Origin of the sequence: Bacteroides sp. AM41-16 (genome assembly GCF_003603495.1) — a bacterium.
Classification (GTDB): Bacteria; Bacteroidota; Bacteroidia; order Bacteroidales; family Bacteroidaceae; genus Bacteroides; species Bacteroides uniformis.
This window is the reverse complement of record NZ_QTNE01000003.1, coordinates 1-22,319: the sequence shown is the minus strand read 5'-3', so window position 1 is coordinate 22,319 and position 22,319 is coordinate 1. Positions and strand designations below refer to the sequence as shown.

The 22,319-nt window shown below is 48.7% G+C and carries 18 protein-coding genes; 5 read left to right on the top strand and 13 right to left on the bottom strand.

Annotated elements, in window-relative coordinates; all coding sequences use genetic code 11:
* Positions 1-68 precede the first annotated feature (68 nt).
* Positions 69-1,166 carry a TlpA disulfide reductase family protein gene (locus DW896_RS03860; protein ID WP_005827423.1) on the top strand — a complete coding sequence of 366 codons (1,098 nt, stop codon included), beginning with the start codon at positions 69-71 and terminating at the stop codon, positions 1,164-1,166.
* A 156-nt stretch (positions 1,167-1,322) separates the two neighbouring features.
* Here DW896_RS03860 and DW896_RS03855 read toward each other — a convergent pair whose 3' ends face one another.
* Positions 1,323-2,294, bottom strand: a complete 972-nt coding sequence (locus DW896_RS03855) for a hypothetical protein (protein WP_005827419.1) — start codon at positions 2,292-2,294, stop codon at positions 1,323-1,325.
* Positions 2,295-2,713: 419 nt separating this feature from the next.
* On the opposite strand from DW896_RS03855, the gene DW896_RS03850 reads away from it, so the two are divergent.
* Together DW896_RS03850 and nrdG are read left to right on the top strand one after the other, a co-directional pair.
* Positions 2,714-4,921 carry an anaerobic ribonucleoside triphosphate reductase gene (locus DW896_RS03850; protein ID WP_098032254.1) on the top strand — a complete coding sequence of 736 codons (2,208 nt, stop codon included), beginning with the start codon at positions 2,714-2,716 and terminating at the stop codon, positions 4,919-4,921.
* 13 nt (positions 4,922-4,934) lie between these two features.
* Positions 4,935-5,441 (top strand): anaerobic ribonucleoside-triphosphate reductase activating protein, encoded by a 507-nt coding sequence (gene nrdG, locus DW896_RS03845; RefSeq protein WP_005827412.1) that lies wholly within the window; start codon positions 4,935-4,937, stop codon positions 5,439-5,441.
* A 164-nt stretch (positions 5,442-5,605) separates the two neighbouring features.
* Here the strand turns inward: nrdG and DW896_RS03840 are convergent, their stop codons facing one another.
* Complete coding sequence (locus tag DW896_RS03840; protein ID WP_005827410.1) at positions 5,606-6,952, bottom strand: threonine/serine exporter ThrE family protein; 1,347 nt, start codon at positions 6,950-6,952, stop codon at positions 5,606-5,608.
* Between the two features lie 112 nt (positions 6,953-7,064).
* Between DW896_RS03840 and DW896_RS03835 the strand changes: the two genes are divergently transcribed.
* A complete protein-coding gene (locus tag DW896_RS03835) occupies positions 7,065-7,787 on the top strand; it encodes a DUF6064 family protein (RefSeq protein WP_005827409.1) in 723 nt (240 codons plus the stop codon).
* 28 nt (positions 7,788-7,815) lie between these two features.
* Here DW896_RS03835 and gpmA read toward each other — a convergent pair whose 3' ends face one another.
* Together gpmA and DW896_RS03825 are read right to left on the bottom strand one after the other, a co-directional pair.
* Entirely contained in the window at positions 7,816-8,562 is a 747-nt protein-coding gene (gpmA, locus tag DW896_RS03830) for a 2,3-diphosphoglycerate-dependent phosphoglycerate mutase (RefSeq protein WP_005827407.1), read from the bottom strand.
* Positions 8,563-8,598: 36 nt separating this feature from the next.
* On the bottom strand, positions 8,599-8,895 hold the full coding sequence (locus tag DW896_RS03825) for a hypothetical protein (RefSeq protein ID WP_005837364.1): 297 nt from the start codon (positions 8,893-8,895) through the stop codon (positions 8,599-8,601).
* 243 nt (positions 8,896-9,138) lie between these two features.
* Between DW896_RS03825 and fldA the strand changes: the two genes are divergently transcribed.
* Entirely contained in the window at positions 9,139-9,645 is a 507-nt protein-coding gene (gene fldA / locus DW896_RS03820; RefSeq protein WP_005837365.1) for a flavodoxin FldA, read from the top strand.
* Positions 9,646-9,769: 124 nt separating this feature from the next.
* Here fldA and DW896_RS03815 read toward each other — a convergent pair whose 3' ends face one another.
* From DW896_RS03815 to DW896_RS03770, 9 genes are all read right to left on the bottom strand, one after another.
* On the bottom strand, positions 9,770-12,334 hold the full coding sequence (locus DW896_RS03815; RefSeq protein ID WP_005827401.1) for a glycosyltransferase family 1 protein: 2,565 nt from the start codon (positions 12,332-12,334) through the stop codon (positions 9,770-9,772).
* A gap of 30 nt (positions 12,335-12,364) precedes the next feature.
* A complete protein-coding gene (locus tag DW896_RS03810) occupies positions 12,365-14,026 on the bottom strand; it encodes a glycogen/starch synthase (RefSeq protein WP_005827398.1) in 1,662 nt (553 codons plus the stop codon).
* Positions 14,027-14,321: 295 nt separating this feature from the next.
* A complete protein-coding gene (locus DW896_RS03800; protein WP_005827396.1) occupies positions 14,322-14,741 on the bottom strand; it encodes an ATPase in 420 nt (139 codons plus the stop codon).
* A gap of 33 nt (positions 14,742-14,774) precedes the next feature.
* Positions 14,775-16,601, bottom strand: a complete 1,827-nt coding sequence (locus tag DW896_RS03795; RefSeq protein ID WP_117959241.1) for a V-type ATP synthase subunit I — start codon at positions 16,599-16,601, stop codon at positions 14,775-14,777.
* Positions 16,598-17,203 (bottom strand): V-type ATP synthase subunit D, encoded by a 606-nt coding sequence (locus DW896_RS03790; protein ID WP_005827391.1) that lies wholly within the window; start codon positions 17,201-17,203, stop codon positions 16,598-16,600. Before DW896_RS03790 ends, DW896_RS03795 begins: the two co-directional genes overlap by 4 nt.
* 120 nt (positions 17,204-17,323) lie before the next feature.
* Positions 17,324-18,649 carry a V-type ATP synthase subunit B gene (locus DW896_RS03785; protein WP_005827389.1) on the bottom strand — a complete coding sequence of 442 codons (1,326 nt, stop codon included), beginning with the start codon at positions 18,647-18,649 and terminating at the stop codon, positions 17,324-17,326.
* Between the two features lie 140 nt (positions 18,650-18,789).
* Positions 18,790-20,544, bottom strand: a complete 1,755-nt coding sequence (locus DW896_RS03780) for a V-type ATP synthase subunit A (protein WP_005827385.1) — start codon at positions 20,542-20,544, stop codon at positions 18,790-18,792.
* 19 nt (positions 20,545-20,563) lie between these two features.
* Positions 20,564-21,403: a DUF2764 domain-containing protein gene (locus DW896_RS03775; RefSeq protein ID WP_005837370.1), complete on the bottom strand. Its 840-nt coding sequence runs from the start codon at positions 21,401-21,403 to the stop codon at positions 20,564-20,566.
* A gap of 16 nt (positions 21,404-21,419) precedes the next feature.
* The gene (locus tag DW896_RS03770) at positions 21,420-22,010 is read right to left on the bottom strand and encodes a hypothetical protein (protein ID WP_119992894.1); all 591 of its coding nucleotides are present in this window, start codon (positions 22,008-22,010) and stop codon (positions 21,420-21,422) included.
* Between the last annotated feature and the right edge of the window lie 309 nt (positions 22,011-22,319).

Here is a 22,319-nt window from a genome sequence, read left to right as displayed (position 1 = left end):
GGTTCATATCGGAGGGGATTTTTTATTACTATATTTGCAGCTATAATCATTCATTAAAAAAACAAACAATGAAAAAGTTTACTTATCTGCTCGCTGTAGCCGCTGTATTTACAGCTTGTAACAGTGGAAACAACGGTTACACCGTAACCGGAACTGTAGAGGGTGCAGCCGACGGCGACACCGTATATCTGGAAACCGTGGAAGGACGCCAATTCGTAAAATTGGACTCTGCTGTCATCAAAGATGGAACATTTACCTTCAAGGGTACACAAGATACTGCTGTCAACCGCTACATCTCCTACAAAGCCGAAGGAAAAGACGGCGCAGCCATCGACTTCTTCCTGGAAAACGGCAAGATTAAAATCAACTTGTCGCAGGAAAACAACTCTGCCACCGGTACTGCCAACAATGATGCCTACCAGGAAATCAGAGCCCAAATCAACGGTCTGAACAAACAAATGATGAGCATCTACGAATCCATGTCGGACACCACACTGACCGACGAACAACGCGAGGCTAAAGGCAAAGAGATGGAAAATCTGGAAAACAGCATGATATCCGCCATCAAAGCCGGCATCAACAAGAACATCACCAACCCGGTGGGTGTACTCCTGCTGAAGCAGAACTACTACTACATGGATGTGGCAGACCTCGACCCGCTGATGCCCCAAATCCCTGCAGCTTACGACAACGACGAAGCCATCGTCAAGATAAAGAACAACGTTGAAAAGATGAAAGCCACTGCCGTAGGCCAGAAGTTTACAGACTTCGAGATGCAGACGCCGGAAGGAAAAACGGTAAAACTGTCCGACTACGTAGGCAAGGGCAAAGTTGTCCTTGTTGACTTCTGGGCAAGCTGGTGCGGCCCCTGCCGTCGCGAGATGCCCAACCTGGTGGAAGCTTACGCCAAATATAAGAACAAGAACTTCGAGATTGTAGGCGTATCTCTGGACCAGAGTGCTGACGCATGGAAAGAAGCCATCAAGAAGCTGAACATCACGTGGCCGCAAATGTCCGACCTGAAATACTGGAACTGCGAAGGCGCACAGCTTTATGCCGTAAGCAGCATCCCCCACACTGTGTTGATTGACGGTGAAGGAACTATCCTTGCACGCGGACTGCACGGTGACGAGCTTCAGGAAAAGATAGCCGAAGCTGTCAAATAATAAAACCGGACACACCGGAAACTAAAAAAGGAGTGCCACACTTCGTCAATCGAAATGCCACACTTCACGAGGCCCAATCAATGGCATTTACCTCTGTGAAATGTGGCATTTTCCTTGCTGAAGTGTGGCATTCGGAATGATGGAATGCGGCGTTTTTCAAGAGAAGATACGCGCAGCCATTTCCATCCCCAACCTTACGGTTTCCCACTGTTTCTCCTCATCGGCCTCCGAAGGCGAAAGAAGCGCATTGGCATCCGGCAGACATAAAGTGAAACGTTTCAAAGGAATATAGTTCAATACACTTTCGGTTTTCGCCTGCAATTCATCCAATTCGTCTTCCTGAGGATAATGGGACAGCACGAAACCGAACACCGCTTCCTTCTCGTGTATGAACCAGAGCAGACGGTTACGGTCGCACGCGCCACAGTCGTAATTCAGGAAATAAGCATCGGCCCCATGCAGTTGCACCAGCATATCCGTAGGTGCATGGAATGCAACATACATCCCTGCAGGACGCTCACGCAAAACCCGGTTGTTGAGCCGGATGGTATCTTCCATTATCACCGAATGTACCCCGTCGAACTGGACGTAGCGGCAGCCTGCATCATAAAGTTTGGTAAGCAAAAATTTGTAGCAGGAAGCAATATCATCCGTCAAAAGCCGGATGTCGGAGTAAACGGTTTCTATCTGAGTCCGCTCCACACGTTGAATAATCTGGGTCATAACCTCTGCCGGCGAAGGGATATGCTGTTTTTTCATCACCCCTCCGTCCACAATGGAATCAAGAAATGCGAATTCTTCCAGAATAGGATGCCGTAGCAAACTGAGTCGTCCTGTAATCTCCAAAGGAGAGCCTTCGGAGAAAGGCCGGCCGTCTTTGGAACAAATACCCTCCCAGCTTTCCAAAAAATCGCGACTTCGGAAACCACCATCGGAAACAACTTTCATGCCTCCCAGCTCCAGCCGTTCCACCAGACTGCGCACTTCCGCATCTTCAACAGCCTGCAATATCTGCCGGCTCACCTGCCCGTTCTGATATTGCTCGCGGACATCCTTCAATGCACGAGGTACACAAAAAGCCCCAGCTATATCAATTTTAAACGGAGGAAATACATTTGCCATGTTCATCCTTTCTTTGATTATTATAATAATGATACTTTTGCCCCAATACCATGAGCAGCAAAGCAATACAATCGAATGGCAACAAGAAGTATTATCAAGGACTAAAAACCTTAAATAAACCAATTCGTTGCAAATATAACTAAAAAAATCGAAGATTCACAATCTGCCCAAAAGATTTATCTTCATTTGACACTTCGAAATCAGATGATGCTTATGCATGCAATAATAATCAGTAATGAATAACTTTAAAAGTTATTTTTCATTAGAAGTTTTCCACTTTAAACAATTATATCATTAATAATCAATAGATTAACACTTTTTAAACCACAAAAAGTTTTCCAAAAAGCAAAACCTATCAATAACTATAATATCTTTGTTTCCGCAATTAAACTAAAAAAGACAGTCACATTTAAGCATAAAAGGTTATGATACAGACAGTACTCAAGCGCGACGGGCGCGTCGTCGGATTCAACGAAGAAAAAATAGCAACGGCCATCCGCAAAGCCATGTTGCATACAGACAAGGGGGAAGACCTGCAACTGATACACCAGATTACGGACCGCATCTCTTTCAAGGGAGATTCGCAGATGACGGTGGAAGCCATCCAGGATTTGGTGGAAGTGGAGCTGATGAAGAGCAGCCGCAAGGACGTTGCCCAGAAATACATCGCTTACCGCAACCAGCGAAGCATTGCCCGCAAAGCAAAGACGCGCGACATGTTCCTGGAAATCATTAACATCAAGTCCAACGACATCACACGCGAAAATGCCAACATGAATGCCGATACCCCGGCGGGCATGATGATGAAGTTTGCCAGCGAAACCACCAAGCCTTTTGTGGACGACTATCTGCTGAGTGAAGAAGTTCTGGATGCCGTCACCCAGAACTATCTGCACATCCATGACAAGGATTATTATCCCACCAAGAGCCTGACATGCGTGCAACATCCGCTGGACCATATTCTGAAATACGGCTTCTCTGCCGGACACGGCGAATCGCGCCCGGCCAAACGCATCGAGACTGCCAGTATCCTGGGATGCATCTCGCTGGAAACAGCCCAGAACGAGATGCACGGCGGACAAGCCATCCCTGCATTCGATTTCTACCTTGCCCCCTACGTGCGCAACAGCTTCATCGAGGAAGTCAAGAACCTGGAAGAACTGAATGGAAAAGACTATTCCCATCTCTATCAGAAGGAACTGGCCGACTATCTGCTGCAGCCGTTGGACGGACTGACGGACGAGGACCGCATCGTGCAGCATGCTGTCAACAAGACCGTATCGCGCGTGCACCAGTCCATGGAGGCGTTTATCCATAACATGAACACCATCCACTCACGCGGCGGCAACCAAGTGGTGTTCAGCTCCATCAACTACGGCACAGACACCTCTGCCGAGGGGCGCTGCATCATCCGCGAGCTGCTGAAAAGCACCTATCAAGGGGTAGGAAACGGAGAAACCGCCATCTTCCCCATCCAGATATGGAAAAAGAAACGGGGTGTGAGCTACCTGCCTGAAGACCGCAACTACGACCTCTACCAACTGGCCTGCAAGGTGACGGCACGGCGTTTCTTCCCGAACTTCCTGAACCTGGACGCCACCTTCAACCAAAGCGAGGACTGGAAAGCCGATGACCCGAAACGCTACCAGCATGAAGTTGCCACCATGGGATGCCGCACCCGTGTATTCGAAAACCGTTTCGGACCGAAGACCTCCATCGGACGCGGCAACATCTCTTTCTCTACCATCAACATCGTCCGTCTGGGCATTGAGTGCATGAACATCGAAGACAAGGAACAGCGCATCGCCCGGTTCTTTGCCAAGCTGGATAGTATGCTCGAAGTGACCGCACGCCAGCTGCACGAGCGCATGGAGTTTCAAAAGACCGCCTTCGCCAAGCAGTTCCCGCTACTGATGTCTGCCTTGTGGATAGGCAGCGAGAAGCTGAAACCGAACGATACGATTGCTTCCGTCATCAACCAGGGAACACTGGGAATCGGTTTCATCGGGTTGGCAGAATGTCTCGTGGCATTGCTCGGAAAACATCACGGCGAATCTGGCGAAGCCCAGGAGCTGGGACTGAAAATCGTGACCTACATGCGCGACCGTGCCAACCAGTTCTCGGAGCAATACCAGCACAACTACAGCGTGCTTGCCACTCCTGCCGAAGGGCTGTCGGGCAAGTTCACCCGCATCGACCGTAAAAAGTTCGGCACGCTGCCGGGCATCACAGACCGTGACTACTACACCAACTCCAACCACGTGCCCGTATACTACAAATGCAGCGCCCGCCACAAAGCGGAAGTGGAGGCTCCTTATCATGAACTGACCCGCGGCGGACACATCTTCTATGTGGAGATAGACGGTGACGCCACCCACAATCCGGAAGTCATTATGCGTGTAGTGGACATGATGGACCAATACAACATCGGCTACGGTTCGGTAAACCACAACCGTAACCGCTGTCTGGAGTGCGGCCACGAAAACTCCACCCCAAACCTGGAAGAATGCCCGAAGTGCGGCAGCAAGCATATCGACAAGCTGCAACGCATCACCGGCTACCTGGTGGGGACAACCGACCGCTGGAACAATGCCAAGCTGGCAGAGTTGAACGACAGGGTCGTTCATAATTAAAAATTCCCTACTCATGCTTTCTATTCTCGACATTTTAGAAGATACCACAGTAGACGGTCCGGGCTTCCGGACCGCCATTTATGCTGCCGGATGCCCCAACGGTTGTCCCGGTTGCCACAATCCGGAGTCGTGGGACATCAACCGCGGGCACTGGATGAGTACGGAAGAGATTCTGGAAAAAGTCCTTGCCGACAACTTTGCAGACGTCACCTTCAGTGGTGGAGACCCGATGTTCCAGCCGGAAGGATTCACCCAACTGGCACATGCCATCAAGGAGCGGAGCCGGAAAAACATCTGGTGCTATACGGGCTATACTTTCGAAAAACTACTGCGCAACCCGCGCCAAGCCCAACTGCTGAAGTACATCGACGTACTGGTGGACGGCAAATTCAAGAAAGAACTGAGGGATGAGGAACTCTATTTCCGGGGAAGCCGCAACCAGCGTCTGATTGACGTACAAACATCCCTGCAAAAAGGCGAAACCGTCATTTACCACTATAATCCGAAAAAGGGCATTTAAAAAAGAAGAGAAGTTTTCAAAAATATATGAGCACTTTTATAATGTTATAATATCAGGCGCGAATTACACGGAATAACACGGATTCAATAAACAAAATCCGTGAAATCCGCGTAATCCGCGCCTAAAAGAAAGTGTTAAGAGTTTTTTGACACCCTCCACCTATATCACCATTCTATAAATTTCCCTCTTTCCCTGCGCTTCTGCAGCTCCTCCTGAAGAAAGCGCTGCCTATCCTTGGCAATATACCGGCGGGCAAAGATATTGGGCACCGCCACTCCCAGCGCTATGCAGAGAATAATCAGTGAAGCCGTGATGCCGTTGGAAACAACCGCCGTCACCTCGCCTACCACACCGTGCATATTGATAAGCCCGAAAAGTGCACGATACATCAGCACTCCCGGAATCATCGGGATGACAGAAGGAATCGTCAGTACGTGATTGGGAACATGGAACCAATGCACTGCCTTCACGGCTATCAGGCTGACAACCATGCTGCCCATGAACGAACCTATCACCGGTCCGTAACCCAATTCGAAATTGACAAAGTTACGCGTACAAACGGCAATGATACCGCCCACCGCAACAACCCACAACAAGCGCCGCTGTATGTTGAATATCATGGAAAATCCCATGGCAGCTATCGCCGCCGCAATGGCATACACCAGATAACTGTCATGAGGCACCATACTCAATTCGCTGAACTTCTTGTCAATCACGACATCCTCCACCGTCAGCAGGCGCATGGCTATTACAATGCCGAAGGCCATTGCACAGACCATCAGCACCGTATTCACAGCCCGCACAATGCCCACCTGGATATAATTGTCAATCATATCATCCACAAAGTTTATCAGCGGCACCCCCGGAACGATGAACAGTGCACACGCCAACAACGGATGATAGGGAGTTTCCGAGAGCCCGGCAAACGAAGACACATAGGCCAGACAGGTAGAAATCAATGCGGCAATGGCAATACTCATATAGTGATTGATGCCGAACTCCATGCAACGGGCACGGACGCGGAAGCCGGCAAAAGCGCAGATAGAGGTAAACAGAAACGCCATCCAGTCACCACCGAACAGTTTACAGAAACCTCCGCAGGCAAAGCCGGCACCGATGGCAACAACGTATGGCACATAGTTCCGCTTCTTGTTTTTGATTCTTTCCAGTTCCTCCTCATACTGGTCGAGGGAATAGTCATTCTCAATAGCCCGCCAGGACAGTTTGCTGATTTCGGAAATGGCCGTCATGTTGATGCCATGCTTTTCACATTTCTGGAATTTGGAGAACGAATGCAGGCCGTCGCTCACATTCACCACCAGCATGGTATAACTTACGTCGATGTGGAGCTTTTCTTCCGGCAGCCCCAGATAGGCGGCAACACGGTTCAGGTTACGAACAACACGGTTCGTATCAGCCGCACTCTCCACCAGCAGCTGTCCGGTACGAAGCAATAAATCGAGTTTCCTGCGCAGCAGGGCAATCTCTTGTTCAGTCAAAGTCTTATCCATGAATCTTTTTACCTATTTTTTTGGAGGCACAAAGATAGGCAAAATGTAGAAAACGATTTCATTCTTTCGGCAGAAAACTCTACCTTTGCAGCCGTTTTTTTAATGGACACAAATGGAAATATTCTGGAATACTATCGCACAATACAACGAGGCCACCTGGTGGACACAGCTCCTCATCACCGCAGCAGGTATCCTGCTCACCACGCAACTCTACTGGAAACCGACCTTATGGGCAAAACGCTCCATGAAAATCTACATGGTATTTCTGAACGGGTGGATATCCATCGTGTACTACATGATGTATTGCGGAGCGCGCGGACACCACCATATACTCGCCATCTTCTGGGGAGTGATTGCAGTGTTGTGGCTATGGGATTTGTTTACCGGCTACACTCCGTTCGAGCGCAACCCGAAATACAAGGTACTGGTGGGGGTACTCTATGCAATGCCTTTCCTCTACCCGCTCCTTTCGTGGGCACGCGGAATGGAATTTCCCATGATGACCACCACCGTGATGCCCTGCTCGGTAGCAGTTTTCACCATCGGGCTGCTGCTGGCTTTCTCGCGCAGGGTCAACCTGCTCGTCATTCTGTTCCTTTGCCACTGGGCGCTCATCGCCTTTTCCAAAGTCTACATCTACAAGATTCCCGAAGACCTGCTACTGGCAAGCGCCACTGTGCCTGCCATCTATCTGTTCTTCAAGAACTACTTTGAACAGAACTTGCACAAGGAAACCAAGCTGGGCGCACGGCTCATGAACTGGTTCCTTATCCTCATCTGTATAGTGGTCGGGGTACTGCTCAGCATGACGCTGCTCCATGGAATGAGAGGATAAAGAAATAGCGCGCTTCCGCGCGCCAAAATCATTTCTTCTTTCCCTGATTGGCCACAGCCTCCATCAATTTCTTTATCTCCTCGGGATCACCCAAGAAATAGTCTTTCGTCAAGTTCAGCTCATCGTCAAACTCAAAGACGTAGGGCACCGCCGTAGGCAGGTTCAGATGCACAATTTCATCGTCCGAAATATGCTTCAGATGCTTGATAATACCCCGCAGGCTATTGCCATGAGCCACTACCAGCAATTCGTCGGCCGTCTTCAGATTCGGGAAGATGACACATTTCCAGTAAGGCATGATACGCTCAATCGTATCTTTCAACGACTCCGTACGGGGCAGTTCGGCATCGGGCACTTCTTGATAACGGTCCTCAAAACGCGGATTACGCGGGTCATCCTCGGCCAATGCATGCGGAGCCACATCAAAGCTCCGGCGCCATACCAACACCTGCTCGTCACCGTACTTGGCAGCCGTCTCTGCCTTGTTCAGCCCTTGCAACTGGCCGTAGTGTTTCTCATTCAACCTCCACGATTTCTCCACCGGAATCCAGTCCTGGTCGAGGCGGTCCAGCACACAATCCAGTGTCTTCACGGCACGCTTCAGATAGGAAGTATACGCCTTCTTGAAGCGGAATCCCTTTTCTGCCAGCAGCTCACCCGCCCTTACAGCTTCAGCAACGCCTTTCTCTGTCAAATCAACATCCGTCCACCCCGTGAAGCGGTTTTCCTTATTCCATGCACTCTCGCCGTGGCGAAGCAAAACAATCTTTTTCATATAGTCTCCTTTCAGTTTTACCTATAGAACACCCGGCTACCTCCTCTTGTTCATGCAATAGCGGACCACATATACCAAAAGTATCAGAAACGCCACCCACACCATGCTGATGACCGGCAGGTAGCGGTTATACAAATATTCCCCTTCCTTCGGGACACGGTTGAAAGTACAGATTATGCAATTACAGCACGCATCGAGTGCATCATGCGAGAATACCGAAAAAACAATGATAGCCACCCCCGCAAGAAGCATCATCAAAGTCCCCCACACCAGCCACTTACCAGCCACGGAAGGATGGAATTGCGAATGAGTGGAATGTACGAATCTAACCATAAACACTTGTCTATTATTACCGGTACAAATGTCCTTCATTTTTAACAATCCGGCAATACCTACTTTTCATCAAAAAGAGAGTCTGCCATCCCAATTAGTAGGTAGCCGCGACCTCTATAAACCACGCCACAAGCTAACCCGAAATGGGGAGCGGCACAACACTAAAAGCCCTACATGTAGGTATTTCACGTTCTCCGGCAAAGCCTTTACTTTGCAGCAAACAATTTAATCACTTTATTTACAATGAAAAAGACTGGTGTTTTTTATGGTTCCAGTACCGGAACCTGCGAAGAGTTGGCTAACCAGATAGCCGAAAAGTTGAGAGTTTCCTCCACCGACGTACATAGTGTTGACAAGATGACCGCCGATAAAATCAAGGAATATGAAGTGCTGGTTCTAGGTACCTCCACTTGGGGAGACGGCGAACTGCAGGACGACTGGTATGACGGTGTAAAAGTACTGAAGAGCGCCGACCTTTCCATGAAGTTCGTAGCCCTATTCGGTTGCGGTGACTCCGAATCCTACTGCGACACATTCTGCGACGGCATCGGAGTACTCTACGAGGACCTGAAGGATAGCGGATGTACCTTCTTGGGCAACAAAGTCAGCACGGACGGGTATTCCTTCTCCTCTTCCATCGCCGTGGTAGACGGTGCATTCGTAGGACTTCCCCTCGACGAAGTGAACGAAAGTAACAAAACCGCCGAACGCATTGACGCCTGGACAGCCGAAATAAAAAGCAAGCTCTAGAAAAGAAACAGACCATCCGTTTACTTTAAACGGATGGTCTGCCTGCATCATGCAGATGATATCTTTTATCTGAACAGATAATGTGTTCCGCCATATCCGCAGGCACATTATCTTTTTTATGCTCTTATACGAACCAGCGAACGTAGCAGAAGTCCTGACGGTGAGGCAGGTCTGCATTCTTCGGGAACATACGGTAAGAAACCTTGAAGCTACCCGCATTTTCCATCTTGTGCTTAGCTTGGAAAGTATAAAGGTTACCTTCTTTCTTCACTACATTGAACGGTTCTACGGAGTAAACATGCTGTTTGCCATCCTGAGCCGTATAAGTAGTCACCAGTTCCAGACCGATAGCATCGTTCAAGCCCTTCTCGTCGATAACGTAAGTAATGGTGTATTCCTTACCGCTCTCGATGGAGCCTTTCACCAGGTCTTCGGTCTTTTCGCAAGACACCACTTCAATGCTGTCCCACTTCTCGGCAACTTCTTCCTTCCAAGCAGCTATTTCCTTAGCCTTGGCACAACCGTCGGCAGCCAGCATCTTGAAACGTTTGGCCTCCTTGATGTAGAACTTGTCGTAATAGTCGTCCAGCTGACGCTTCATTGTATAGTGGGGAGCAATCTGTGCGATGGAGTTCTTGATAGTCTTCACCCAACCTTCAGAATATCCCTTCTTGTTGCGTGCATAGAACAACGGCAGAATTTCTTGCTCAAGAATGCTGTAGATAGTAGCGGCATCGAGCTGGTCCTGATGTTCCTGGTTCTGGTAAGTACGCTTTTCGGTCAATGCCCAACCGGCACCTTCACGATAGCCTTCCAACCACCAGCCGTCGAGTACGGAGAAGTTTACAACACCGTTCATCAACGCCTTTTCGCCGGAAGTACCGGATGCTTCGAGCGGACGTGTCGGAGTGTTCAGCCAGATATCCACACCTGAAACGAGGCGACGTGCCAACTGCATGTCATAATTTTCCAGGAAGATAATCTTGCCCAGGAACTCCGGACGACGGGAAATCTCAATGATTCTCTTAATCAAGCCCTGGCCGGCACCATCGTGCGGGTGAGCCTTACCGGTAAAGAGGAACTGTACCGGATAGTCGGGGTTGTTCACAATCTTGGCCAGACGGTCGAGGTCGGTGAACAGCAAGTGTGCACGCTTGTAGGTAGCGAAACGGCGTCCGAAACCTATCAGCAGAGCGTTCGGATTGATTTTGTCCAGCAGGGAAACGATGCGTGAAGGGTCACCCTGGTTCTTCAACCAAGTTTCACGGTATTGCTTGCGAACATAGTCAATCAGTTTGTTCTTCATCACCATGCGCGTCTTCCAGATTTCTTCGTCGGACACGTTATAGATAGCCTCCCAAATCTTGGGGTTGGACTGGTCGTAGAGGAAGTTCTCATCAAAATGCGCAGCATAGAGATGTTTCCACTCCGTAGCGCTCCAAGTGGGGAAGTGTACACCGTTGGTAACGTAGCCCACATGGCTTTCTTCGGGGAAGTAACCCTTCCAGATGGAAGCGAACATCTCCTGGGAAACCTTTCCGTGCAGCCAGCTCACACCGTTCACCTCCTGAGAAGTGTTGCAAGCGAATACAGACATACAGAAACGTTCACCCTTGTCGCCCGGATTGTTACGTCCGAGGTCCATCAGGTCGTCCCAGCTGATACCCATTCTTGAAGGATAGCCGCCCATGTACTTGCCGAAAAGGCCTTCGTCGAAGTAGTCGTGACCGGCAGGAACCGGAGTATGTACAGTATAGAGAGAAGAAGCACGTACCAGCTCGATAGCCTGGTCGTAAGTCAGACCTTCGGCCACGTAGTCACAGATGCGCTGTACGTTGATTAAAGCAGCATGTCCTTCGTTGCAGTGATAGATATCTTTCTTGATGCCCAGCTTCTTCAGCGTCAGAATACCACCGATACCGAGCAGGATTTCCTGCTTCAAGCGGTTTTCCCAGTCACCGCCATACAGCTGGTGAGTGATGGAACGGTCGAACTCGCTGTTCATTTCATTGTCAGTATCAAGCAGATAGAGAGAGATACGTCCAACGTTCACTCTCCACACATAAGCATGCACGTAGTAGTCCAGATAAGGAACATCCACTACCATCTGCTCGCCCTTCTCATCCAATACACGGTCGATGGGCAACTGGCCAAAGTTCTGTGCCTCGTAATTGGCAATCTGCTGGCCGTCCATAGACAATGTTTGTGTAAAGTAACCGTAGCGGTACAGGAAACCGATTGCACACAAGTCGGCGTTGCTATCGGAAGCTTCTTTCAGGTAGTCACCGGCAAGTACACCCAGACCGCCGGAATATATCTTAAGTACATGGCTCAAACCATACTCCATACTGAAATAAGCCACGGACGGGCGCTTGCTGTCAGGCTTCACATCCATGTATGTGCGGAACTTGGAGTATACGTCATCCATTCTGCGCAGAATAACTTTGTCATTTGCGAGTGCCTCGAGTTTAGCATAACTCATACGTTCCAGCAGAAGTACGGGGTTCTGTCCCACTTCTTTCCAGAGAGCAGGGTCAAGGTCTCTGAACAGTTCGGTGGCTTCATAATTCCATGCCCACCAGATGTTATGTGCCAGTTCAGACAGTTTCTCCAGTTCGGCGGGAATGTGCGATTTCACATTCACATCTTTCCAGTTAGGAGTGTTTACATTACTAACTTTAATCTTCATTGTATGATAACTAATTGATTAATAATTCTTTTATTTTAGTTGACGCTTCATGGCATTGCGCAGTGCAATGTCGTAAGCCTCGTAATAATATTGTATAAAGTGCTTCCACAAAGCCTGCTCTGCCACCTGGCCTGCACGCTTGCGTATTTCCTTGATTTCGGCTTCCGTCTTGGTAGAGAACAAGGCTACGGTGTCCTTGATGCCGTCTGCCACTTCGGAATAGTTATAGTCCGAACGGTGCAGCACTTCCACTCCGTCGTTTATGCCATGCTGGTTTTTCAGACTGTTCACCCAAAGTCCGAAACCGGCAAGGTCGGTGGTGATGGTAGGCACCCGGAAAGCCACGCTCTCCAGCGGGGTATATCCCCACGGTTCATAATAGGACGGATAGACACTGAGGTCCTCGCCTAAAATCAAGTCATAATAATGCTTGTTGAGGATGCCATCGTGACCATCCTGATAGCAAGGTACAAAAATTACTTTCACCTTATCTTCGGGACGATTGCCCATACCGAGGTATTTCAGCATATCCAGCACCTGGTCGTGCGTCATATTGTGCAGCCAGTGGGTGATGAAAGGACACTGCAACGGTTCGGTGAACTTATCTTTGCTCTTCAAGCGCTTCTGCAAGTCCTCGCGGGGGTCTCCCACCCAGCTGGGCACGTTGACAAACGCCAATACTTTCTTCTTTAAATCTTTATCGCGGTTCAGCCGGTTCAATGATTCCAGGAACACATCGATACCCTTATTTTTGAACTCATAGCGTCCGCTGGTACCGATAATCAGCGTATCGTCGCCCAAGTCCTCACCCAGCAGGCAGTTTGCCACACGCAGCATGGTGGAACGGGCACGTTTGCGCTTGCCGGTAAAGGTGGCGCCTTTCGGTACAAAATCATCTTCAAAACCGTTCATCAGCACAACATCCGCAGGCTTGTCAAGCAATTCCCTGCATTCGTTGTTTGTGATTTCGCTCACAGTGGTGAAACAGTCCACATAGTGGGCCGTCTGCTTTTCAATGGAATGTTTGGACTGCATGTTCAGCTCCTCCGCCATCTGGTCGCCGTTGTAGGCGAAAAGATAATCGTAAAGCGGCTTGTTGTTGCCAGCTATGGAGCGGCCGATGGACGTGGCATGGGTGGTGAAGATAGTCCCTATCTCGGGAACGGCAGACTGAAGATAGAGGGCGGCCATGCCGGTCATCCACTCGTGTGCCTGGAACACCACTTTGTCCGTTTCCGTCAAATTATAGCGATAGAAGCTCTCTATCACCTTGCCGGTAGCGAAAGCAAACATGGATGCTTCGTCATAATCACCATATCCATGCAGTGAATCCACCTGATAGCGGTTCCACATTTCTGTATAAATCTCATTTTTTTCTGCAAAGAACGGTTGGAAATCAACCAATATAACAATAGGTTCTCCCGGAATGTTCCAGCGACCTACGCGGACGGAAAGATTGTCTTTCAACGCTGCATGTTTTTTCCACGCTGCACAAAGGTTATCAGACTCAATGAACAAAGGGTTCTCTTTTCCCTGCCAGAAATCCGGCCCTATAAAGAATAATCTATCGCGAAATTTAGTCTGTAAAGTATTTGCCCTTGTAGACAAAACTGTATAGATACCGCCTACTTTATTACACACTTCCCAACTCGCTTCGAAGATGTAATCGGGGGTAAGTAGTTCTTTAGTCATATTATGTTATAATCTCTTTATCTTAATTACGGCTGCAAAAGTACGTATTATTCTTTGAAAAATAGCCTTTTAATCGAAAAAACTGATTAAATATGCATAAACAATCGTTTGCGGAATGTCATAGTTTAGCCACAAAAGCCCCATTGGCTCGCCCATCCATGCATTTTTCGTCTAAAATTCCCGAAGTTTCAAAAAAGAATTCCTGGAGTTTTCAGTTGAAGCCCCAGGAATTTAAACAAAAAACCCCAGGGATTTCAATTGTAAATCCCTGGGGTTTATTTTCTTATAATCCGGATTATACCATCAATGCAGCTACCAGCGCCAAAATAGCATAGAATTCAGGAAGCGCGGCGTAAATCATTGTATTGGTCTGTACGTCGTGTCCCTGGGAAATACCCACAATACCGCTAGCACAAATCTGTCCCTGACGGATAGCGGAGAACAGACATACCAGTCCGACACCCAATCCGATGCCCAGCATCAAAGGACCGTCTGTCGCAAAATCCCTGCCCATAGACATCAGGAAAGCCACGAAGCCGTAAAGTCCCTGCGTAGCCGGAAGGGCCGACAAAATCATATAACTTGCTGACTTGGAAGGGTCTTTCTTCAACGCACCTTCTGCCGCACTACCGGCGATAGTTGTACCGAAGCAACTGCCAATTCCTGCAAGGGCCAACATCAGGCCCAGACCGAGATAACCTAAAATTTCATTCATAATGTTTCTATTTTTATTTGTTTTTTAATTTGTTTATTTCTTTACTACTGTAAAAGGTTTATAGGCTTCGCCCTTACCTTCGTAACCGGAATTCTTGAAGTATTCCACAAATGTCAGACGGAGCGGGTGTACAAAGGCACTCAGACAAGACATGGCAATGTTCAGCGTATGCCCGAATATCAGTATCAGACCGCAGAACAGCCATCCCAGGGCCGGACCTGCAGCATCGTTCACCATGAAGGCAAGCTGGTTGAACACGCCTCCAAGCATACCGCCTGCCAAGCCGAGGGCATAGAGACGGATGTAGGAAAGTATATCGCCCATCAATCCGGTTGCCATGTTATAGGTATCCCATACTCCGGCACCGATGTTGACAAATACATTCCGGTGGATATTGTTCAGCAGGTAGATACCGATGGCAGAAACACCGCCAATCACGATAAATGCCCACGTAGACACGTCTTCCGAAATTATTTTGAAGAAGGAAAGTCCGCCGGTGCAGATAAATCCCACCACCAGCAACAGCCATCCCCAAGCACTGAGCGACTCCTTGAAGCCGAAACGAACGGTCTGTCCCACGGCCTTCACCGTCATGGCAATGCAGATGTGCACCGCACCGATAATCAACGCCAGCAGCATTTGCTTGTCATAGGTAGTCTCACCTATCTTACCCACAATCATGAATTCCTTCAGTTTGGCGGGTATCTCCAGGTCAAAGAGGCTTACACCGAAGAAGGTTCCCAATATGACACCGATGACGGACGTAAATATACCCAACGTAATCACCAGGTTCATCATGCCTTTCATGGACTTGGACATCTTCCTTTTCAAAATGAACCCGAGTGCAATCAGTACCAGACCGTAGCCCGCATCTCCCATACAGAAAGCAAAGAAGAGCGAGAAGAATGGCGCAAGTATCGGTGTCGGGTCGAACTCGGCATATTCGGGCATACCGTACATTTTGGTAAGCACTTCGTACATGCGTGTATAGGCGTTGTTTTTCAGCTTGATGGGAGCATTGTCCTCGCGCTTGGCAGCCCTTATCTCATAATAAGTGCCGCTTTCATCGAGAAGTTTCCTCACATCCGCCTCGCAGTCTTCGGGAATCCAGCCTTCCATCAACACTACGGCACCTTCTGCCATATGTTCGCTGTTCAGCTTGACTTTCAGCAGGTCTATCTCTTCCTGGAGCTGTAGGTTGTACTTCTCCAACGTGCAGTAATTCGCTTTGCAGAATTCTTTCAATCCGGCATGTGCCTGCACAAGGGCCTCTTCCGTATCGGCTTTCTTCCGGCTCAGTTCGGAGAGGCTGAGTGAAGGTAGACGGAGCGGTTCCACATCCAGTTCTACCGGTTGGGGAGTGACGGTCACGAAATAAAGATGTCCGCCGTTCTCTTTCACCACGATGGCATTGTAGTCCTCTGCCCACGCTTCGTTATAGTCTTTCTCCGGGCAGGTATAGAACTGCACGAACCAACCAGCATCTTCCAGCTTGCGGATGGCTCTCCAATCGAAATCGCCCCAGACTTCCATCTGCGCCACATCCTTGTCGATGGCGGGAATCTGCTGGTTCAAGTCTTGTATCCGCGCCTGCAAGTCCTCGTAGAATTTCACCAGAGCATCGGCCGACAACTCTTTATGCACCTTTTCTTCCGGCTGTTTGTCTGCCAGGGTGTGCATGCTCTGAAGCATATTCTTGTAGAGCGTACGCTTCTGCATGAATTGCTGCAAGGTGTCGTCCATCTCGCCGCACTGCCTTTCCACAACGTGCACCACGCCCAGTTCCCGGATTTGTGCCAGAAATGCTTCGTACTCCTTATGATACACAAGGAACGTGAGCTTCTTCATTTTCGTAATCATGCCTCTGCCTCCTTCCTTTTCTCCTGATGGGATTTCATGATTTTCTGCGATGACTTGGAAAGGTTCTCCTCGTCTTCCATAAACCGCTTGATTTTGCGCAGAGCATCCTGATAACCCGGAATCTGTACTTTCTCAAAAAGATTCACCTTCTGGGTGGTCTTTTTACGCGCATGTTCCAACAAGTTCAACTTGGCAACAGTAAATTCACGCTCGATGGCAGTATGTGCCAGTGACTTAAGCAAATGCAGCCCGTCTGCATACCATTTGGGCGCATTGAACAAGCTGTAAGGGCGTATCTCGAAATCTACATTCTCGAGCAACGGCACCCGTACACCGGCAATCTTCTTTACACCGAGATGAACATCGCTGACCTTTATCAATGAAGCGTCGAACTCATTCCAAAGGGCGAACATGGCTTCGTAAGCTTGGATTTCCTTTTCCAACCTCGCGTCCAACGCGGCAGCGTCTCCCTTGCAGCGCTTCACTTCCATACGCAGGGCACTCTCCTTATTCTTAATAATGGGGAGTGTACGCACGCGCACCTTCAGTTGCTTTTCGAGTTGCTGAAGCGAGGTTTTGTTATATTGAAACTTAATAGCCATTTTATTTACGATTTAACGATTTACGATTAGACGACTGAAGCTACTCAATTTCTCAATTTACAGATTTACAATTTCAGTAATATCAATCGTAAACCGTAAATCGTCTAATCGTACATTTATTTAGTTTGCTTTCGGCCAGAACTGGTCCACAAGCTCTTTCTTGATATTCACCTCTTCCGGACGGAAATACTTGCCGAACAGACTCCATGCCACATCGAGCATCTCTGTGGTATCGAGGTTGACATCGATGGCCAGTAGCTGGTTGGAGTAGTCCTTGGCAAAGGCAAGGGTACGTTCGTCGTAGTTCGTCAGGTCGAAACCGTTTTCAAGCTTGGTTTTGGCGTTGGCGGCATCGGCGTACAGACGTACAGCGGCATTCATCACCTGCGGATGGTCCTTACGTGTCTTTTTGCCCGTCACAAGCTGTTTCAGACGGGACAAGGAACGGAACGGGTCAACGATAACCTTACCGATGTCGCTGTCACGACGGAGGAACAACTGGCCTTCCGTGATATAACCCGTATTGTCAGGCACGGCATGCGTAATGTCGCCACCGGACAGAGTCGTCACCGCAATAATCGTGATGGAACCGCCGCTTGGGAACTGCACCGCCTTTTCGTATATCTTCGCCAAGTCCGAATAAAGGGATCCCGGCATGGAGTCCTTCGAAGGAATCTGGTCCATACGGTTGGATACGATGGCGAGCGCATCGGCGTAGGAAGTCATATCCGTCAGCAGCACCAGCACCTTTTCATTATTATTTACAGCAAAATACTCGGCCGCCGTCAGTGCCATATCCGGAATCAGCAGACGCTCTACCGGAGGATTCTCGGTGGTATTCATAAAGCTGACGATACGGTCGAGCGCACCGGCATTGGAGAATACGTTCTTGAAGTAAAGGTAATCATCGTTCGTCATACCCATACCGCCAAGGATAATCTTGTCAGTCTCCGCACGCAGAGCCACATTCGCCATCACCTGGTTGAAGGGCTGGTCGGGGTCGGCAAAGAACGGAATCTTCTGTCCGGACACCAGCGTATTGTTCAAGTCGATACCTGCAATACCGGTTGCAATCAGTTCCGAGGGCTGCTTACGGCGCACCGGATTCACGGATGGACCGCCAATTTCCACCTCCTCGCCTTCAATGGCCGGACCACCGTCGATGGGGTCGCCAAAGGCGTTGAAGAAGCGTCCGGCAAGCTGCTCGCTCACTTTGATTGTAGGAGCCTTGCCCAAGAATACTACCTCTGCATTGGTGGGAATACCTTCCGTACCCTCAAACACCTGCAAAGTCACTTCGTCGCCGGCAATCTTCACCACCTGGGCCAGCTTGCCGTTTACGGTCGCCAACTCGTCATACCCCACTCCGGTTGCCTTCAGCGAACACGTAGCTTTCGTAATCTGAGTAATCTTGGTATATATTTTTTGAAATGCTTTTGTTGCCATCTATTTATTTACAATTTAGCAATTTACTATTTACTATTTAAATCTCTGCCATCCTATTCTACTATTTTCCTATCTACAACCTCCGTACACCTGCATCCGCAAGGCAAATAGTAAATTGTAAATAGTCACATAGTACATCCTTAGGCTTTACGTTCCTCAACCAGTTCCTGCAACTGCTTATGGAACTTGTCGTATTCTTCCGACTTAAACTTCGAGTAGTTCATCTGCTTGCAGATGTTAATCATCTTCTTGAAGTAATCCATTACTTCGTTGAAGTTGTCGAACTCAAATTCGGTATGACAGATTTCTATTACCATATTCAGAATCTCCTCCTGGCGCTCCATCGGAGTCACGGCATCAATTTCGTCAAAGGCATCCTGCTGCAGGATAACGAAGTCAATCAGTTCCGATTTCCAGAAAGTCACGTGATATTCTACGGGCACGCCGTCGTCACCCAGAATGTTGATTTGCTCGGCAATCTCCTTACCACGCTGCAAACGGGTCTTGATTTCATTCACCTTGCCAATCCACTCACCGTTGATGTGCTTGGTGATATACTCCTCGAATTCAGGGTATTCAATGTATTTGGAATATGAGTCAATCGGATTTACGGCAGGATAACGCTTCTTGTCGGCACGGTCCTGCTCAAGGGCATAGAAGCAGCGAGCCACCTTCTTCGTATTCTCGGTTACCGGCTCCTTCAGGTTACCGCCGGCAGGCGATACCGTACCGATGAAAGTAATGGAACCGGACTCGCCGTTGTTCAGCTTCACATAACCCGCACGGCCGTAGAAGTTGGAGATGATGGAGGACAAGTCCATCGGGAAGGCATCGGGACCGGGCAACTCCTCCATACGGTTGGACATCTCGCGCAATGCCTGCGCCCAACGTGAAGTGGAGTCCGCCATCAGCAGTACCTTCAATCCCATGCTTCGGTAGTATTCTGCAATCGTCATAGCCGTGTAGACAGATGCCTCACGGGCAGCCACCGGCATGTTCGAAGTATTGGCAATGATAATCGTACGTTCCATCAGCTTCCGTCCCGTATGCGGGTCAACCAATTCGGGGAATTCTGTAAAGATTTCCACAACCTCGTTGGCACGCTCACCGCAGGCAGCGATGATTACGATGTCCGCTTCCGCTTGTTTTGAAATGGCATGCTGAAGCACCGTTTTTCCAGTACCGAACGGACCGGGGATAAAACCCGTACCACCTTCCACAATCGGGTTTACGGTGTCGATTACACGCACACCGGTTTCCAGCAATTTGAAAGGACGCGGTTTTTCCTTATAGTTGGTCATGGCGCGCTTCACGGGCCATTTCTGTATCATGTTCACCCGGATGTCATTACCTTCGCTATCCGTCAGCACTGCAATGGTATCCTCAATGCTGTAATCACCTTCCTTTGCAATGGATTTCACGGTGCACACACCTTTCTGTTCAAAAGGCACCATGATTTTCAGAGGTTGGAAGTTTTCGTCCACTTGTCCCAGCCAGGCAGCGGCTTCCACTTGGTCGCCCACCTTTGCCAAAGGCACAAAATGCCATTTGCTTCCTTTATCCAGCGGATAGGTATATTGCCCGCGTTTCAAGAAAACACCGTCCATCTTATCGAGGTCGTTTTGCAGACCGTCGTAGTTCTTCGAAAGCATACCGGGCCCCAGTGTTACTTCGAGCATATGTCCGGTAAACTCAGCTTCGGCCCCCACTTTCAGTCCGCGGGTACTCTCAAATACCTGCACGTAGACCTGGGTACCTACTACCTTAATCACCTCCGCCATCAACTTGTCTCCTCCGGTCGAGATATAACAAATCTCATTCTGCGCTACCGGTCCGTCGACGACGAGGGTCACCATGTTGGCTATTACGCCACTAACAGTTCCTTTTGTTGCCATATATTTTTAGTTGTTTATTTTATCTGAATTCTGCGGGTATCTGCACCTCGTCTTTCAAGGCAGCGATAATGCTGCGGAACAGTTGGTTACCCTTCTCTTTATCCAACGAAATCCACCGTTCTATCATCTCCAGCTGTAGCAGGAAGACAAACAGACGTTCCACGGTAAAGTAATCGAAGAATGTGGCCTCCTCCATCCAGTCCCAGCGAAGCTGGTCCAGTTTCTTTTCCCGGTCCACCAGTTCCTCCGTCTCACTGATTTTCACCAGCTGCTCCAGATAATCCACCTCAGTACCCAGACCGAAGTCACGGGCATTGGAAGTACGCAGAGCCTCGCACACTTCCGTATCACCCACAATCAGCGGAGCAATGTCCAGCTTGAACTTACGTGCTGTGAGCGCCACCAATATATTATTGAGAGTGAGGTTGAAGCCAAACCAGGAAGACACAAACTGATTCCTGGATTCCATAGCATAGGCGTAATAGAGCGCTGCCAGGCGGTCTTCATACAAGAAACCGTCCTCGGCAGGCAGGCTGAAGTATTCGGAAATGAACGTAGAGAGATAAGATGGGAATACACTGTCAGAGACTTCGTCGCCATCCTTCAGTTGTGAGATATATTCCACCAGTTCCTCCGACGAATAGTTTCCGCGCGGGTCGATGGCAGCATCCTTATCCTTCAATAGTTTCAAGACATTCGCATTATCGAATTTCAGATAAAACAAATCTATCAACTTTTTATCATCTTCCGACAAGGCAGGATATAGTTCCGTCTTGAAATCGGCTACTGTATAGCTCAGTTTACTGTCTTCCAGAGTAAGTTCAGGCAAACCGGCTACCAAGTAATAGTATTTACTCATAATCCTGTGGGAGTTTTTAGAACAGCATTTCCACTAATTGCGGACGCAGGAATTCCTTGAAGTAATTCATAAATTCTTCTTCGCCAAAGTTCACCTTGTACGAACCATCGGCAGGCGATACGGAGAACAAGGTTTTGATGCCATTCACTTGCTCAATCTTCACACCCTTGTCCAGCAGGTCTTTCGCCTTCACTGCGAAATATTTTGTCAAGCCTTCCGCATCGGCAGTAGAGATAACGATTGGTTCGTTCACACTCCATTTGGACGCCAATGCAACGATGAAGGCATTAAGATAATCCTTGTTTGCAGCAAATGCCTTTACATCGGCATTCACAATGTTGTCCGTCACCAACGTAGCGATTTCGGACTTCAGAGCATTCACAGCCTGACCGGCAAACAACTTTAATTCAGATTTTGTATTCTCTGCCAGTTCATCGGCAGACTTATGAGCGGTAGCCACGATAGAATCCGCTTCCTTGTGAGCATCCTCTATAATTCTCTTGGCTTCTTCCTGAGCTTTTGCGATAAGTTTCTGTGCCTCTTCGTTTCCTTTCTCTACGCCTTCGCGGTAGATCTTATCGGTCAGCTCTTGAATCTTGTTTTCCATATTTGCAGGAGTTATTATATGATTTATATTACAATATTAATTGCGTGATTTTTTCCCTTCCTATTAGATTCACGCCAAATTTACAAAAATCCATTTGATATTGAATAGAAAGAAAGGAAGAAAAGTTCTTGCTCTTCCAAAAAAAACTCATTTTACACCAACTTTGTTCTGTAATGATAACAAAAGAATGACAAAAGAAGCAGAAAAATACGTATGCAACAACGCATGACAGGGATTAAGGGGAGCAGTTCCGGAGGTATATAAACGAACAAAGCCTCCGTATCCTTATCAGACACGGAGGCTTCTTCT

Coding starts and splice junctions, on each gene's coding strand:
- DW896_RS03860 (WP_005827423.1), top strand. CDS start 69: ATGAAAAAGTTTACTTATCTGCTCGCTGTAGCCGCTGTATTTACAGCT.
- DW896_RS03825 (WP_005837364.1), bottom strand. CDS start 8,895: ATGGTTAGATTCGTACATTCCACTCATTCGCAATTCCATCCTTCCGTG.
- DW896_RS03840 (WP_005827410.1), bottom strand. CDS start 6,952: ATGGATAAGACTTTGACTGAACAAGAGATTGCCCTGCTGCGCAGGAAA.
- DW896_RS03775 (WP_005837370.1), bottom strand. CDS start 21,403: ATGAGTAAATACTATTACTTGGTAGCCGGTTTGCCTGAACTTACTCTG.
- DW896_RS03815 (WP_005827401.1), bottom strand. CDS start 12,334: ATGAAGATTAAAGTTAGTAATGTAAACACTCCTAACTGGAAAGATGTG.
- DW896_RS03785 (WP_005827389.1), bottom strand. CDS start 18,649: ATGGCAACAAAAGCATTTCAAAAAATATATACCAAGATTACTCAGATT.
- DW896_RS03795 (WP_117959241.1), bottom strand. CDS start 16,601: ATGATTACGAAAATGAAGAAGCTCACGTTCCTTGTGTATCATAAGGAG.
- DW896_RS03810 (WP_005827398.1), bottom strand. CDS start 14,026: ATGACTAAAGAACTACTTACCCCCGATTACATCTTCGAAGCGAGTTGG.
- fldA (WP_005837365.1), top strand. CDS start 9,139: ATGAAAAAGACTGGTGTTTTTTATGGTTCCAGTACCGGAACCTGCGAA.
- DW896_RS03835 (WP_005827409.1), top strand. CDS start 7,065: ATGGAAATATTCTGGAATACTATCGCACAATACAACGAGGCCACCTGG.
- DW896_RS03800 (WP_005827396.1), bottom strand. CDS start 14,741: ATGAATGAAATTTTAGGTTATCTCGGTCTGGGCCTGATGTTGGCCCTT.
- DW896_RS03855 (WP_005827419.1), bottom strand. CDS start 2,294: ATGAACATGGCAAATGTATTTCCTCCGTTTAAAATTGATATAGCTGGG.
- DW896_RS03790 (WP_005827391.1), bottom strand. CDS start 17,203: ATGGCTATTAAGTTTCAATATAACAAAACCTCGCTTCAGCAACTCGAA.
- nrdG (WP_005827412.1), top strand. CDS start 4,935: ATGCTTTCTATTCTCGACATTTTAGAAGATACCACAGTAGACGGTCCG.
- DW896_RS03770 (WP_119992894.1), bottom strand. CDS start 22,010: ATGGAAAACAAGATTCAAGAGCTGACCGATAAGATCTACCGCGAAGGC.
- DW896_RS03850 (WP_098032254.1), top strand. CDS start 2,714: ATGATACAGACAGTACTCAAGCGCGACGGGCGCGTCGTCGGATTCAAC.
- gpmA (WP_005827407.1), bottom strand. CDS start 8,562: ATGAAAAAGATTGTTTTGCTTCGCCACGGCGAGAGTGCATGGAATAAG.
- DW896_RS03780 (WP_005827385.1), bottom strand. CDS start 20,544: ATGGCAACAAAAGGAACTGTTAGTGGCGTAATAGCCAACATGGTGACC.